Here is a 12465-nt window from a genome sequence, read left to right as displayed (position 1 = left end):
GTCTTCGTAGCTCAGTGGATAGAGCACGCGCCTTCTAAGCGTGTGGTCGGGGGTTCAAATCCCTCCGAGGACGCCAATTGAAATAATACCCACTTAATAGTGGGTTTTTTTGTACCATTATGTAGAAAACCCCTACAAAACCCCTACAATCTTAGATTCTTTCAATTATATCCAGTAATTCATCGTCACTTTTTTGCATTAAATGTGCGTACGTTTTGAGAGTTTGTGAGGTTGTTGAGTGCCCAAGTCGTCTAGAAACGGCAATAATATTGGCTCCCTGGTTAATTAATATTGTAGCGTGTGAGTGCCTTAAATCATGTAATCTGATTTCTTTTACACCACTATCTTTAATTGCTTGTTTAAAGTGCCTTGTGAGCGTTGTTTTGGAAATAGGTTCAATGCCACCGAAAATGAACTCTCCTTCGAATTTGAGCACTTCTTTTATCTCTAGGGCCAACTCTTCATGAATCTTTACGATGCGACTGCTGCCTGCGGTTTTTAATGTTCTATATTTGTTATCTCGGATCATAAATGAATTATTCTTAACATCAAAGTCACTTTTAGTTATCATCCTCAATTCTTCTCGCCTTGCACCTGTATAGAAGAGTGATTTCACCAAAAGTCGAGTTGTTCTATTAGAAATGGAATCCAAGACTTTTGTCATTTCCTCAGCATCCCAAAAAGGGTGGTCAATCTTCTTCCGTTCTGGAATTGTTTCTAATAGTTTAGTGTTGTCCGGCAAATCATAATAAAGGTATGCGTGATGGGCTACTGCTTTAAGGTTTATTATAATTTTATTTTTGTAACCTATCGAATAATCTAAACTTAAAATATTGTTATAGACGTTCATCCAATCTTTTTTCGAGATACTCGTGTAACGTTTTGGAAGCATGTTCTTCCAGAATGTATTAACATAGTATAATTTTTCATTATAGGTTTTATTGGATATTCTCATTTTTACTGAGAGTAAATAAGAATCAAATACTTCTTGATAAGTTATAGAATCTCTCTCATGGGTATCGCTTTTGACTTGTCGTCTAAAATCAACTTCAAAATTCCTCGCTTCACTTTTTGTGTCGAAAAGCTTTTCTTTTGTTCGTACAGAACCTTCATCATCTCTATAATTAATTTTAGCTTTCCATCTACCAGAGTTTGTTTTTGTCACTGCCATTGCTATTAACCTCCATTTTTTGTAAAATTAAGGTACAACAAAAGGGAATCTGCGCGATTCTTAGTTGTACTTAGCACCGGTGACCGCCGGTGTTTTTTTTATTCGACTGGTAATTCTAGTTTTATTTTTAAGTCACCAAACATTTCAGGCTTAAAGTACATTGTTACTTTACTGCTTGATGATAATAATCCAAAGCTCTCTTCACCATGGCTTTTTGCACCGATTGGTGCTTTTTGTGGGAAAACGTTACTACCCGCTGGATAGGTTTCGGACACATTTCCTGATTCGTCAATCACACTAAAGTGACTTGAGAATATATACACATCTTCAGGATTTGCGATATTCTCGTAGGAGTAGTTAATAACGATGACCTGTTCTACTTCTTTTTCGGAAAATTGATTGCGTTCATCTGTTGTTTTTATGGAGTTCACAGTGAATGAGTAAAGATCTTTTCCTTTTTCAGAAATAATTATAGGCTCTCCAATTCCATATGATTTTTCTTGTTCATTCTCTTCTTGCACCACTGGCTTGTTATAAGATGTCGTAGTTTTTGATTTATCCGGTGTATCTGTTATTGGTGCTATGTTTTGTTTATTAGAATTTGCTGCTTGTATACCAACTAATATCGGTGCAGTAATAAGCACGATTCCAAATACAACTTTTACAATTTTATTATTGGCTATTGAATTTTTTCTATGGTTTAAAATTTCAGGATCACTATTTAAGTTTCTTGAATCTACTTTGAATGCTCCAACGAACGATAAAACTGCTTGCACAACGACAAATAGAAAATATAGAGGCATAAAAAGAATTGATACAATGTATAGAATACCACTTGTTAGCGCAGCCCATTTTTTATTAAAGTACCATCCTACAAATGAAAATATTAGAGCTGAAAGAACTGCTATTGCATGTGGTATCAATAAAGTAACTCCAATTGCTGTGCCTAAATCATAAAATGAGTCACCACTAATTGTAAACATTGATGTGAGTATATAAGTAATTAAATATAAAAAATAGATTAATCCAATTGAGCTGCTAATAAATAGAATATTTGATTTAGTGGTATTTTTAACATTAGTTGACCTACCGGATTCATACAAGGGTTCGAGAATTTGGTCGTTTAAGGTTGTTCCATTGTTATCTTTGTATTCATTTATTCTTGAATTCAAATATTCTCCTTTTTGTGATGTATTTCTTTTCTTAATTGGTTCAGAATCTGTAGTCATAATTAAATAAATATTAAAGAGACAGATAATAGAACCTAAAATTGATATAAATGATAATAGTATTTCTCCGGAATAAATTTGATTAATTCCTAAAACGGCAAAAACTATTGAGGCTGCAGCCATTAAAATTGTTATAAAAGTCATTTTTTTCTCCTATGTGAATGAAATCTTCATTGTGTTTATTAATAAGTCAACTTCTTGTTCTGCATCTAGGTAATTTGAACGATCTATGACGAAATGATTTTCCATAATGTGAATAATTTCATGAATCATAGTATCGCCTAACTGATGTCTATCAAACCTATTATTTAAAAAAATAACGTAATTGATCCCGTCATGATAGCAAAATCCTCTTACATGTGTCCCGATATTTTTATCTAAACATACAACAATATTATTGAAACTACAAAAATCTTCAAAACTCACACACACATCCTCCAATAAATTTATTCTAACCCTTTGCCTTTTCTGTAACCATCAATCAGGTTTAACACTATTTCTAAATCCTCTGGTGTTAAATCCTGTGTTTTATCAAACAATAACTGCAAAGTATGATTGTTATATATTTCGTTATAAAGGTGTAACAAGTCAGGCTTATCAGATAAATGTTTCAAATTAGCGTGGTGATCACCATAATAGTCATTGTCATTGGCATCACTAATTGAAGGATCCGATGATAGTTCGACTGAATTATTATCAGTCCAACCCATCAAATAAGCGGGCGTAGTATTGAGTGCATCTGCAAAAGAACTAATTTTTGATTGAGGTAAATCATTTTCCCCATTCTCAATCTTATTAATGGATGACTTAGATTTGTAGCCAAGCTTATTTGCGAGTTCTTCTTGAGTTAAATGAACGGTTAGCCTTTGTTTTTTTATTCGTTCTCCTAGTTTTGACATATTCACCTCCTAAGTATTACATACTTAATCTAACACTTTGTATATTTAAAATCAACATTTTTGTTTAGTTATCAATAAAATAGTTGACTGAAAATCAACTGAATGGTATTATCTGTTTGTAGATTTAAAATCTACTAGAAAGGAGTTATATGACTAATACACAACTTCTTAAGATTTTAATGTTAAAAAAAGGGATCAAGCAAAAACAAATAGCTGAGACTCTAAGCATTACCCCACAATCTGTTTACAGGAAAGTAAATGGTATAAATGAGTGGAAGGGGAGTGAGATAACAAGAATAGTGGAAATGTTAGATTTATCTCGGGAAGAAAGTGATGCGATTTTTTTTGGAAAGAAAGTAGATTTTAAATCTACAACGGGGTGTTATGACAAGTAAAGAACGAGCATACAGAATCATGCTAGAGGATCCAACTCCTTTTGTGTCTAAGACGACAATTAAGCATTTTATTGGATCTTCTAAAGAAGATGTAATTGACAACATCTTTAATGAATGTAAGCGTATTGAACGTTTAAAAACTCCGAAAGAGTTTGATGCAAGGCCTACTAAGGTTCAGAAGAAATTAGTGTTTAAAGTTACAGGTATTGATTTTAATTTTGCACTTAAACAATACCTATCAGAAAAAGAACGAAAGGAGACTAGCAATGGATAAAGAAAAAGAAATCGTAATTGATGGTGCTATTTATATAAAAAAAGAAACTGCTCTGTACGAAAGAACAGTCTCAAAACTTTTGTCAGAAATAGAAGCAACAAACTGCAGAACGTCGCAAGATGTACTGAATCTCGCACAAGCAGTTAGCATTTTTATTTCATTAACTACAATTGAACGTTAATTACTCTTATAGAATTGAATATCTAAAAGTAAACTTTTATCGAAAATTACATATTTACCGTCCTCGGACAGTATCGCGTAAACGGCATCGGTTACATCATCAGCAATAAAGGTCTTAATATCGTGTGTGATCTTTGCTTCGTATTGAACAAATGTAATCACTTTACTAACATTTATAAGTTCTTGAGTGAAACCGTTAGAGTACCTAACAACTGCATTATACATAGTCATAGCCTCCTTTCATATCAATGATAGCACGAGGTGAAGCTAATACACTAAACGAAAGAGAGGAAATTTAATGAATGATTTACAAATAATTAAAGAAACTGAAGTATTGAATAAAAATTTCAAGATTTATGGAAATACAGACAACCCACTATTTTTAGCGCAGGATGTCGCGGAATGGATTGAACACTCTAAAGCAAGTGTGATGTTAGAAACTGTCGATGACGACGAAAAGCTGAAGGAAACAATCTTTACCTCAGGTCAAAATCGAGAAATGTGGTTCTTAACTGAGGATGGTCTCTACGAAGTATTGATGCAATCTCGAAAACCTATTGCAAAACAGTTTAAAAAGCAGATTAAGAAAATACTTAAAGATATTAGGCTATACGGAAAATATGAGGTTCCTCAAACATATTCGGATGCGTTAATGCTTGCAGCGAATCAACAAAAACTAATCGATATGCAAAACCAATTAATTGGAGAATACAAACCTAAAGTCGACTACATGGACCGTATTTTAAAATCAAAGTCATTAGTTACCATAACACAGATTGCTAAAGACTATGGAATGAGTGGACAAGCATTGAATAAGTTATTGCATAAATTAGGTGTTCAGTTTAAACAATCTGATCAGTGGCTCTTATATCAAAAACACCAGGCAAAAGGATATACACACTCCGAAACCGTTGTAATTGAAGATGCTATCGGTTTAGAAAAAACAGTTATGAATACTAAGTGGACACAAAAAGGACGTTTATTCCTATATGACTTATTAAAAGATAACAATGTACTGCCAACAATAGAACAGGAGAACGGTCATGATTAACGCAATGATAACAGTATCTACTGTAATGGTAACAAGTCAAGCTGGTGCAACGATTTTACTAACATACGCAGTCAGCAAATGGCTCAAAGAGGTGTGGACTGACGATGAAGCATAAAAAAAGAACACTTATCACGATTGCTGTCCTGGTAGTGTTCTTAGAATCTACTGCTTGTGTTAGTAGTTCTTCTAAATTATCTCATGAAGAACAGGTAATCACAAGTTCAATCGCTAAAATCCCCACTTTAATCCAGCCACAACAAGAATTAGAAGAAGTAGAAGTATCAACTGTTGATTATCAATTTGAAGCCCTAGTGAACGCTACATTCAACCTAGAGACAGGATATGGAACAAGTGACCTATGGGTCTACAACAATAATGCAGGTGGTTATAAATGCAACGGATCCCCAAACGAGCAATGTACCCTGGATAACTACCGAATATTTGATGCGAAATATGAAAGCATCTTAGCGCTGCGAGAATTATTAACAGATTATGTCAATACCTATGGATATGACTTAAAAGCAATACGAAATCGTTATTGCGAGAACTGCGGAGAGAGTGATTTAAATACTTTCACTGAACTTTATTACAAAGAATTGGAGGCTTTGACATGAGAATGGAGGAACCTTAATGGCTAAGAAAAACAAAAACTTAAACAAGAACTCTAAACGAGCGTTCTTGCAGGCTCAACTTGAAGCAATCCAAAAGGAACTAGATGAAGTGCCTGAACTAACTAAAGAAGATTTATTGGAATACTTAGAGAGTTATCCTAAATCATTGCATGAAAGCGAGTTTGCAGATAGCACCATAAAAGTCTACATGCGAGGCGCTAAGAAGCTAATCAACGAATATTCGAGTTTTGATGATTTTATGAGTAAAGATGACTTAATTCAACTGAAGCAAGATTTGCTCGAAGAATATGAAGCAGTATCAACAATTAATTCATACATAACTTCGGTTAATCGTTTCCTATTTTATTGTGATCTGGGTGATTTGAAAATCTCTAAGGTCAAAAGTCAAAACGACAACACGCTTCCGCATCGTATCTATGAACACGAATACAAAAGAATGTGGATGAAAGCAAAAGCATTAGAAAATATGAACTTATACTTTGCCATTCGGATAATGGGCGAAACTGGAGTACGTGTCAATGAACTTCCAAGTTTTACAGTTGCTGCAGTTAAGAATAACTTTGTATCGGTTGATAACAAGGGTAAAGTGCGTAGAGTTCCATTACCAGGACCTCTAGGGCGTGAAATAAGAACATTCACCAAGGCATTGGATAAAGATGTCGATAAGGTTGTTAATCTTGAATACAGGCAAATCTATGATGGTTTAAAAGTAGTTGCCGGTATGTGCAAAATCAATAAAAAGAAAGTCAAACCACACGCATTCCGTCATTACTTTGGTTTCAACTTTGTAAATAAAAAAGGCGAGCTGAAGCTCGCACAATTAAGTGATATCCTTGGCCACTCGAGCGTTGAAACAACGAGAGTATATACAAGAGGTACACTAGAAGACTATTTAAAATCTATGGAGGATATTAGGTAGTTAGATAATTGGCAGGATAACCCATTTCTGTCAAAAGATTGGAGAACGGTATTGTCTTAAAACTTGATGAATACTTTGTAAACGTATTTATTACATTTCTATCCAATTTATTTGCATCAGATTTTGTGAAAAAGAACTTCATACGGTTGTGTAAATGATAGACATCTGTCATTCCCCAACTTTGCTTATAACAATAGAATCTCTCTTCATGAGCACATTTATTTCTATAAATTTTCAACTGTTCGATAAACCAATGCAACTCATCATCAGTGACGTTAAAATCTTTGGCTACAGCAGCTCTTTGATTTGGCATAAGAAAAGTATATAGATAAAGCAATTCGCCCATCGTTAGAGTGTTAACAAGTATCCATAGCGGAACAGATTGATGCTCAGTAATATAATGCTTAATTACTTCATTATGAGAGCTTGACATTTTTTTTGATAGAGTAGCGATTACATTGTGTACATCGGTGCCAATATATTTTGTCCTTAGTTTTCCGTGCTTCATAATATTCTTTTGAGTTCTAGTATAATCAAAATTTCTAAAGTCTAAGTATGCTCGATTATTAGATTTATTATTACTAGAAAAATGGTATGCGATGGAGGACCTCAGTGCTTGTTCAATCTTCAGTATTTTTTTTAAGAATACATTTCTTAAATCTCTATCCATCTCATAAAGTGCATATATTTCATCAAAATGTGTTCCTGGTAAAAAAATAAACTCAGGACTGGTAGTTGCCTTAAAGGGATCTCTATATCCATTTATTACGGCATGGTATCCTTCGGATTCTAGTATTCGTTTTGCTCTTGCAGGAACTTCTAAATTTTTGTTTCTCAACTTCTTTAGTTGAGTATTATGAGTCAAAAAAATGTCAGCCATATTTTCTCCTAAAAAAAACAAAGGAAGCTGTAGCTCCCTTTGCTGGTACTAAGGTACCCCGTTCACATATGAATCTTAACATGGGGACGCATGAAAATCAATGACTTAAATATAAAAAAGTATAGATTTTTAAAAAGGTTATTAGAAGGCTTGGTGAGTGCCAATTATCTAGTTTTTGAAATTACAAATAATATACAGGTTATCTACCGAAATAAATAGAGAAAAGGAGTGATAAATATGTATCTATTAGTCGATGTTACGACTGGAAAAGTCATAGCATCTGGATCAATTCCACATATTGAAAAAGAAACTAAAATTTCAAGAACTCGATTGCACTGGTCATATGCAATGAATGAAAAAATAATTGATGGCCAATTCAAGGTATTGAAAAGTGATGGAGGGAATCATGTCAACGAAGTTTAAAATTGAAAAAAATAAAGGCTACACGATGATGTCTAATCATCATTTGAGAAACAAAAATCTGACACTAAAAGCAAAAGGACTAATGTCATTTATGTTGTCACTTCCAGATACATGGGATTATACAGAAATGGGCTTGGTATCTGTGCTAAAAGAAGGTAGAGAAAGCATTCGCACTGGATTAAAAGAATTGGAAGATTATGGCTACTTAGTTCGAGATAAAAAATCTCGTACGGATGGCAAATTTGGTGGATATGATTACTTTCTCTACGAAACACCTCACCGTGTCCGGTTTACCGACACGGAAGAACCGTCGACGGTTAAACCGATGTCGGGAAATCAGACACAAATAACTACTGATTTAATAACTACTGAAGAACAACTACTAAATAATAAAGATATTAAAGATAATGTGCCTTTCGAAGAAATTGTAAATTACTTGAATCTTAGAGCTGGAAAAAGATTTAAGGTAACTGCAGATGTCAAATCTCATGTAAATGCAAGATTCAATGAAGGTTTTACACTCCAGGACTTTAAAGATGTTATCGATAAAAAATGCCTTGAGTGGATCAATGACTCAAAAATGAGTAAATACTTGCAACCATCAACTTTGTTCGGTACAAAGTTTCAAAATTACTTGAATCAAGAAGTTACCAAGAATAAACAAAAATCTTCGAACGGATTTGCCGACATGTTGAGAGAAATGGAATGACAATCTCAAAAAACCTGCAAGAACAAAATAATCTTGTCCAATTAAGAGATATTGTCGAGTGCTTGGCCGTGATAAAAGACCTTCATCCTAACTGGAATGTTAGTGATGAAGCACGTCTCGCTAAGGCATGGCACTACAGTCTTAAACAATTTAGTGCACATGATGTGAAGAGAGCTACTTTGGAAATTGCAGCATCATCTAAATACATACCAAAACTTGCAGACATTCTAGAGCGATTAGAAGAATCAAGCAAACAATCCGAGAATGTGAGTATTGGCCATGATTCATTAGCTAGCGTAAAACGTTTGGAATCATATCTAATTTCGCTCACAAGCAACGAAAGAAGTTTGTTCGATAAACGAGTTCAAGAACATGTAATCAACGGCACAGGAGATTTAAATGAGTTTGAAATGATTTACGCATTAATCATGAGTGACTTAATTAATGCTTATGGTGATACGGATATTAAAAACGAAAGTATTGAATCATACATGAGAGGAGAATGGAATTAGTGGCAGCACTTATTGAAGAGAAAAATATATACTGGACGGCTCGAAAATCTGACTATATTCAAGGAACATGGTTTGAAAAAGGCACAGAAATAAAGGTTCGTCAATTGTTGATGGATGAAGATGGTAACGACATTATTGGGTTCATTCACAATTCTCAATTAATAACACTTAAAGCGAATGACTTTGCGAAGAAGTTCAAGGAGGTACCATTACATGGAAAAAAGCAAAATTGAATTTGCACATGAGAAAATGCTAGAAGAAATGAAGAATGATTTAGGACCAGTTGGGGAGCGATTACATGTCTGGTTATGCAATCAAGATGATGAATTATTGATTAATGGTATTTTGAAAGATGATAGAACAATAAAAGGTGCTACTGAATATTGCTACGCCCAGGGTGCTAAGGAAGCGCAAAGATTTGGTAGTCATGGTGTTTTTGATGCAACACCGGAATGGGAACATGAAATGGCAACCAAGTACTTTACGTCCGAAACTATTGATCCGAAAGAATTGATGGAGTGGCCTACTGCACCAAAAGAAAAATTTAAAGTTGAAACTAAAGAAGTCGTTAAAGAAGTAATCAAAGAGGTCGTCAAAGAAGTGTATGTAACTCCTACAATGGAACAAATCGGCGAATACATCGCTAACGAAACTGCGGAACAGAAACTGGAACGCACGAAGAAAACTCGTAAAATTACCAAAATGATGGAAAAAGAACATCAGGAGTCACTGTTTGATGAATGAAAAAGAACTATTTGATAATCGATTACCACTTCCAGAAGATTTTAAAAGTTGGGCTGAATCACACTTTGAATCGATAATCTTCAAACGTAAGGGGGAATTGATTGCTACAACAAGCAGAACAGATCGCGAACGAGTACTTCATCTACGTTCTAACACTAACTTCATAAAATTAGAAGCCTATGGATATTTTGGAGTTTATGTGAGTAATCGTTCGAAGATTGAATATCAAACGTGGCGAGTTGAAAAGCGTATCAATCGAAAAACACTAAAAGAATGCTTTGAATATACACTTTGGAATATGACCGTTATGCAAAATGACGAGATTTTAAAAATTCATCATACGAATTACGGATGGTATGCATCAGGTACAAATGCAACATCAGGGATAGGTGGTTGGATGTATACGATGTTTTATCATTACGAACACAATCACAAGCAGTTGGTTGAAAACTCACCACTGTATCGGATCCCGCATGATTTGATTAATGGTAAATCGTACGAGCACGTATATGAGCATCGTAAAAATCTTGCTCTAACATACAAGAATGGTTCGATTAACATGTTTGACGATATTTTAAACAATAGAATTGATTATCGAATACTAACCAAGAAGCGAATAACTCGCGATTGGAAAACTATTGCAACTGAAGATATGTCGTTTCTGGACTACAGATTCCATTTATTAAAAGTAGAAACCGGAGTAGATGTAGTAAAGGAAGCGAGAAAGCTTATACCGATTAGTGCAGTTAAAACACGTAGCAAGAGTACCAATTGGGTTAAAGTGCAAAACTATCTTATCAAGCAAAATAAAAACCTATCTTACTACGACGATTACATCGGCACTATGAATGAACTAAATGCTTATGACGATATTGATTTAATCAATTACCCGAAAGACTTAGAAGTTGCGCACGATAAAGCAGTTGCTGCGTTGAACCTTGTTAAAGTTGCGAAAGAAAACTCTAAGGTTAAAGACGTTACCAAGAAACTAAAAACACTAGAGTATGATGGTGATCTGTATTCAGTGGTTGCTCCATCAGGATTGGCAGACATTGTTCAGGAAGGTAAAAACTTATCACATTGTGTAGGTGGTGAATCCTATCTAAAGCGCCACTCTAATAAAGAAATTGCAATTATGTTTGTTAGATTGAAAAATCGTAAAGAAACTTCGCTCTATACATTCACATACCACTACAATCATAAAATTAGTGCAGTTCATGGGTATGGAAACAGAGATTCATCAAATGAACATTATGAATCAGTTAAAGAATTCTTAAATAATGAGTGGTTACCTTGGGTTATTAAAAATAGCAAACAGGGTAAGAAACGCAAAAAACTATCAAATAATAAAAACACTCTCGCAGCCAGCATATAAAGGTTGTAAAGAGTGTTCAGTAAATGGAAATAAAATGACGATTGTAAAAGATGGAGAAGCAAGTATATCTAAATGTTACTTTTAAATTGGAATTTTACTTCCTTTCGCCTTCGAAGAAAAGGTTTTATAGTCGTGCTCAGTGGTTTTCTGATTTATTAAGAAATTAATCTTGATAGCTTTGAATAATCTATTTAAATCAGATTTGCAACGCTCTCGGACTATAAAGAACGACTTAAATATCCAATTTTGAACTAGTGTGGTATATGCATCAACGGTTAGTGTGTTTACGTTAGCATCAATTGCATAATTTAGGATCATAGATTCGTAAGGTTCAACCAAAATATTAGTAGGGTTGAATAGGTTGACTTTTTGGAACCAAATATTATTCTCACCAGAGAGTATACCCGAAGAAATAAGTGTTACTTCGTCATTGGTAAATGTCCTGTTGTTTGCAAAATTAAAATTAAAGCGATCGACAATTGGAATCATTTTATTCCGATCATGAATGAGTAGATTTTGAATACGAATTGGTTTAGGAGATTCATTAGTAATAATTACTGTGAGTATCCTATAGTAGTTTGGCCAATCTTTAGGTGTTTTCAATTTGGGACTATCATCGCCACCAAATTTAAATACGGAAAGATCATTTTCGTAGAAGCTATGATATGTCTTATCATCATCTAGTGCTGAAGTAATTTTAAGTTTTCTACGTGAAAAGTAAAAAGCCGAAATAGTTAGTAAAGTCGTAATAATTGGAACAATTATGGATGAAACAAATCCGAAGATATTTAAAAGGTCTAACGTTAAGAATAAAGAGAAAATACGATACATAAATAATCCTCCTATCTCTAAGTATATTAGCATATTTAATAACAAAAACTATCAAAATCAAAAACATAACTCTAAGCAACTCTATAAAGGCTTTGAGTGGAGTTCACAAAATTCAAATAACATGTAGGTTATCTGATGGGATAAGTTAACGAATAAGGCAGAGTAGTGTATGCAAATAGAGTCAATTCATTATGAATTGTACTTAATAGAATCTACATGTTCGTACTTAGCTTTATCATGT

The 12465-nt window shown here is 33.9% G+C and carries 19 protein-coding genes and 1 tRNA gene; 14 read left to right on the top strand and 6 right to left on the bottom strand.

Features of this window, described 5'->3' with window-relative positions:
* A tRNA-Arg gene (locus tag GVV19_RS03670) sits at positions 1-76 on the top strand.
* Positions 77-151: 75 nt separating this feature from the next.
* Here GVV19_RS03670 and GVV19_RS03665 read toward each other — a convergent pair.
* The 3 genes from GVV19_RS03665 to GVV19_RS03655 form a co-directional block, all read right to left on the bottom strand.
* Positions 152-1171, bottom strand: a complete 1020-nt coding sequence (locus GVV19_RS03665; protein WP_159645672.1) for a tyrosine-type recombinase/integrase — start codon at positions 1169-1171, stop codon at positions 152-154.
* Positions 1172-1269: 98 nt separating this feature from the next.
* Positions 1270-2544, bottom strand: a complete 1275-nt coding sequence (locus GVV19_RS03660; protein WP_159645669.1) for an MFS transporter — start codon at positions 2542-2544, stop codon at positions 1270-1272.
* Positions 2545-2846: 302 nt separating this feature from the next.
* Positions 2847-3299, bottom strand: a complete 453-nt coding sequence (locus GVV19_RS03655; protein WP_159645666.1) for a helix-turn-helix domain-containing protein — start codon at positions 3297-3299, stop codon at positions 2847-2849.
* Between the two features lie 149 nt (positions 3300-3448).
* Here GVV19_RS03655 and GVV19_RS03650 point away from each other — a divergent pair, with 149 nt between their 5' ends.
* The 3 genes from GVV19_RS03650 to GVV19_RS03640 are packed head-to-tail and all read left to right on the top strand — an operon-like array spanning position 3449 to position 4149.
* Positions 3449-3694 carry a helix-turn-helix domain-containing protein gene (locus GVV19_RS03650; protein WP_159645663.1) on the top strand — a complete coding sequence of 82 codons (246 nt, stop codon included), beginning with the start codon at positions 3449-3451 and terminating at the stop codon, positions 3692-3694.
* Positions 3684-3968 (top strand): hypothetical protein, encoded by a 285-nt coding sequence (locus tag GVV19_RS03645; protein WP_159645660.1) that lies wholly within the window; start codon positions 3684-3686, stop codon positions 3966-3968. Before GVV19_RS03650 ends, GVV19_RS03645 begins: the two co-directional genes overlap by 11 nt.
* On the top strand, positions 3961-4149 hold the full coding sequence (locus GVV19_RS03640; RefSeq protein WP_159645657.1) for a hypothetical protein: 189 nt from the start codon (positions 3961-3963) through the stop codon (positions 4147-4149). The genes GVV19_RS03645 and GVV19_RS03640 overlap by 8 nt, the downstream gene beginning before the upstream one ends.
* Here GVV19_RS03640 and GVV19_RS03635 read toward each other — a convergent pair.
* Positions 4146-4373 (bottom strand): hypothetical protein, encoded by a 228-nt coding sequence (locus GVV19_RS03635; RefSeq protein WP_159645654.1) that lies wholly within the window; start codon positions 4371-4373, stop codon positions 4146-4148. The genes GVV19_RS03640 and GVV19_RS03635 overlap by 4 nt on opposite strands.
* A 73-nt stretch (positions 4374-4446) precedes the next feature.
* Here GVV19_RS03635 and GVV19_RS03630 point away from each other — a divergent pair, with 73 nt between their 5' ends.
* Genes GVV19_RS03630 through GVV19_RS03620 form a run of 4 tightly spaced genes read left to right on the top strand, consistent with a single transcriptional unit; the run spans position 4447 to position 6750 of the window.
* The gene (locus GVV19_RS03630) at positions 4447-5199 is read left to right on the top strand and encodes a phage antirepressor KilAC domain-containing protein (RefSeq protein WP_159645651.1); all 753 of its coding nucleotides are present in this window, start codon (positions 4447-4449) and stop codon (positions 5197-5199) included.
* On the top strand, positions 5192-5314 hold the full coding sequence (locus GVV19_RS10850) for a hypothetical protein (RefSeq protein ID WP_268891703.1): 123 nt from the start codon (positions 5192-5194) through the stop codon (positions 5312-5314). The genes GVV19_RS03630 and GVV19_RS10850 overlap by 8 nt, the downstream gene beginning before the upstream one ends.
* Positions 5304-5813 (top strand): glucosaminidase domain-containing protein, encoded by a 510-nt coding sequence (locus GVV19_RS03625; protein ID WP_159645648.1) that lies wholly within the window; start codon positions 5304-5306, stop codon positions 5811-5813. Before GVV19_RS10850 ends, GVV19_RS03625 begins: the two co-directional genes overlap by 11 nt.
* Positions 5814-5829: 16 nt before the next feature.
* Positions 5830-6750 carry a tyrosine-type recombinase/integrase gene (locus GVV19_RS03620; protein ID WP_159645645.1) on the top strand — a complete coding sequence of 307 codons (921 nt, stop codon included), beginning with the start codon at positions 5830-5832 and terminating at the stop codon, positions 6748-6750.
* On the opposite strand, the gene GVV19_RS03615 is transcribed toward GVV19_RS03620, so the two are convergent.
* Positions 6743-7630: an Abi family protein gene (locus GVV19_RS03615; protein WP_159645643.1), complete on the bottom strand. Its 888-nt coding sequence runs from the start codon at positions 7628-7630 to the stop codon at positions 6743-6745. The two genes, GVV19_RS03620 and GVV19_RS03615, sit on opposite strands and share 8 nt — an antisense overlap.
* A 237-nt stretch (positions 7631-7867) precedes the next feature.
* Here GVV19_RS03615 and GVV19_RS03610 point away from each other — a divergent pair, with 237 nt between their 5' ends.
* From GVV19_RS03610 to GVV19_RS03585, 6 genes are read left to right on the top strand one after another with little or no spacing between them, the layout of a single operon-like run.
* A complete protein-coding gene (locus tag GVV19_RS03610; RefSeq protein WP_159638274.1) occupies positions 7868-8053 on the top strand; it encodes a hypothetical protein in 186 nt (61 codons plus the stop codon).
* Positions 8037-8762 (top strand): conserved phage C-terminal domain-containing protein, encoded by a 726-nt coding sequence (locus GVV19_RS03605; RefSeq protein WP_159638276.1) that lies wholly within the window; start codon positions 8037-8039, stop codon positions 8760-8762. Before GVV19_RS03610 ends, GVV19_RS03605 begins: the two co-directional genes overlap by 17 nt.
* Positions 8759-9274: a hypothetical protein gene (locus GVV19_RS03600; RefSeq protein WP_159645640.1), complete on the top strand. Its 516-nt coding sequence runs from the start codon at positions 8759-8761 to the stop codon at positions 9272-9274. The genes GVV19_RS03605 and GVV19_RS03600 overlap by 4 nt, the downstream gene beginning before the upstream one ends.
* Complete coding sequence (locus tag GVV19_RS03595; RefSeq protein WP_159638280.1) at positions 9265-9507, top strand: hypothetical protein; 243 nt, start codon at positions 9265-9267, stop codon at positions 9505-9507. The genes GVV19_RS03600 and GVV19_RS03595 overlap by 10 nt, the downstream gene beginning before the upstream one ends.
* Positions 9488-10018 (top strand): hypothetical protein, encoded by a 531-nt coding sequence (locus tag GVV19_RS03590; protein WP_159645637.1) that lies wholly within the window; start codon positions 9488-9490, stop codon positions 10016-10018. The genes GVV19_RS03595 and GVV19_RS03590 overlap by 20 nt, the downstream gene beginning before the upstream one ends.
* Positions 10011-11393, top strand: a complete 1383-nt coding sequence (locus GVV19_RS03585; protein WP_159645634.1) for a PcfJ domain-containing protein — start codon at positions 10011-10013, stop codon at positions 11391-11393. Before GVV19_RS03590 ends, GVV19_RS03585 begins: the two co-directional genes overlap by 8 nt.
* Positions 11394-11474: 81 nt before the next feature.
* Here GVV19_RS03585 and GVV19_RS03580 read toward each other — a convergent pair whose 3' ends face one another.
* Positions 11475-12224, bottom strand: coding sequence for a hypothetical protein (locus GVV19_RS03580; RefSeq protein WP_159645631.1), 750 nt, complete (start codon positions 12222-12224; stop codon positions 11475-11477).
* Positions 12225-12465: the final 241 nt, after the last annotated feature.

Origin of the sequence: Erysipelothrix anatis, assembly GCF_009828745.1 — a bacterium.
GTDB lineage: Bacteria > Bacillota_I > Bacilli_A > Erysipelotrichales > Erysipelotrichaceae > Erysipelothrix > Erysipelothrix anatis.
Note: the sequence above shows the minus strand (reverse complement) of the source record. Positions and strands in the feature narration are given on the sequence as shown.

Excerpts from the sequence above, each read along its gene's own strand:
- GVV19_RS03665 (WP_159645672.1), bottom strand. The coding sequence starts at position 1,171 with ATGGCAGTGACAAAAACAAACTCTGGTAGATGGAAAGCTAAAATTAAT.
- GVV19_RS03660 (WP_159645669.1), bottom strand. The coding sequence starts at position 2,544 with ATGACTTTTATAACAATTTTAATGGCTGCAGCCTCAATAGTTTTTGCC.
- GVV19_RS03655 (WP_159645666.1), bottom strand. The coding sequence starts at position 3,299 with ATGTCAAAACTAGGAGAACGAATAAAAAAACAAAGGCTAACCGTTCAT.
- GVV19_RS03650 (WP_159645663.1), top strand. The coding sequence starts at position 3,449 with ATGACTAATACACAACTTCTTAAGATTTTAATGTTAAAAAAAGGGATC.
- GVV19_RS03645 (WP_159645660.1), top strand. The coding sequence starts at position 3,684 with ATGACAAGTAAAGAACGAGCATACAGAATCATGCTAGAGGATCCAACT.
- GVV19_RS03640 (WP_159645657.1), top strand. The coding sequence starts at position 3,961 with ATGGATAAAGAAAAAGAAATCGTAATTGATGGTGCTATTTATATAAAA.
- GVV19_RS03635 (WP_159645654.1), bottom strand. The coding sequence starts at position 4,373 with ATGTATAATGCAGTTGTTAGGTACTCTAACGGTTTCACTCAAGAACTT.
- GVV19_RS03630 (WP_159645651.1), top strand. The coding sequence starts at position 4,447 with ATGAATGATTTACAAATAATTAAAGAAACTGAAGTATTGAATAAAAAT.
- GVV19_RS10850 (WP_268891703.1), top strand. The coding sequence starts at position 5,192 with ATGATTAACGCAATGATAACAGTATCTACTGTAATGGTAACAAGTCAA.
- GVV19_RS03625 (WP_159645648.1), top strand. The coding sequence starts at position 5,304 with ATGAAGCATAAAAAAAGAACACTTATCACGATTGCTGTCCTGGTAGTG.
- GVV19_RS03620 (WP_159645645.1), top strand. The coding sequence starts at position 5,830 with ATGGCTAAGAAAAACAAAAACTTAAACAAGAACTCTAAACGAGCGTTC.
- GVV19_RS03615 (WP_159645643.1), bottom strand. The coding sequence starts at position 7,630 with ATGGCTGACATTTTTTTGACTCATAATACTCAACTAAAGAAGTTGAGA.
- GVV19_RS03610 (WP_159638274.1), top strand. The coding sequence starts at position 7,868 with ATGTATCTATTAGTCGATGTTACGACTGGAAAAGTCATAGCATCTGGA.
- GVV19_RS03605 (WP_159638276.1), top strand. The coding sequence starts at position 8,037 with ATGTCAACGAAGTTTAAAATTGAAAAAAATAAAGGCTACACGATGATG.
- GVV19_RS03600 (WP_159645640.1), top strand. The coding sequence starts at position 8,759 with ATGACAATCTCAAAAAACCTGCAAGAACAAAATAATCTTGTCCAATTA.
- GVV19_RS03595 (WP_159638280.1), top strand. The coding sequence starts at position 9,265 with ATGGAATTAGTGGCAGCACTTATTGAAGAGAAAAATATATACTGGACG.
- GVV19_RS03590 (WP_159645637.1), top strand. The coding sequence starts at position 9,488 with ATGGAAAAAAGCAAAATTGAATTTGCACATGAGAAAATGCTAGAAGAA.
- GVV19_RS03585 (WP_159645634.1), top strand. The coding sequence starts at position 10,011 with ATGAATGAAAAAGAACTATTTGATAATCGATTACCACTTCCAGAAGAT.
- GVV19_RS03580 (WP_159645631.1), bottom strand. The coding sequence starts at position 12,224 with ATGTATCGTATTTTCTCTTTATTCTTAACGTTAGACCTTTTAAATATC.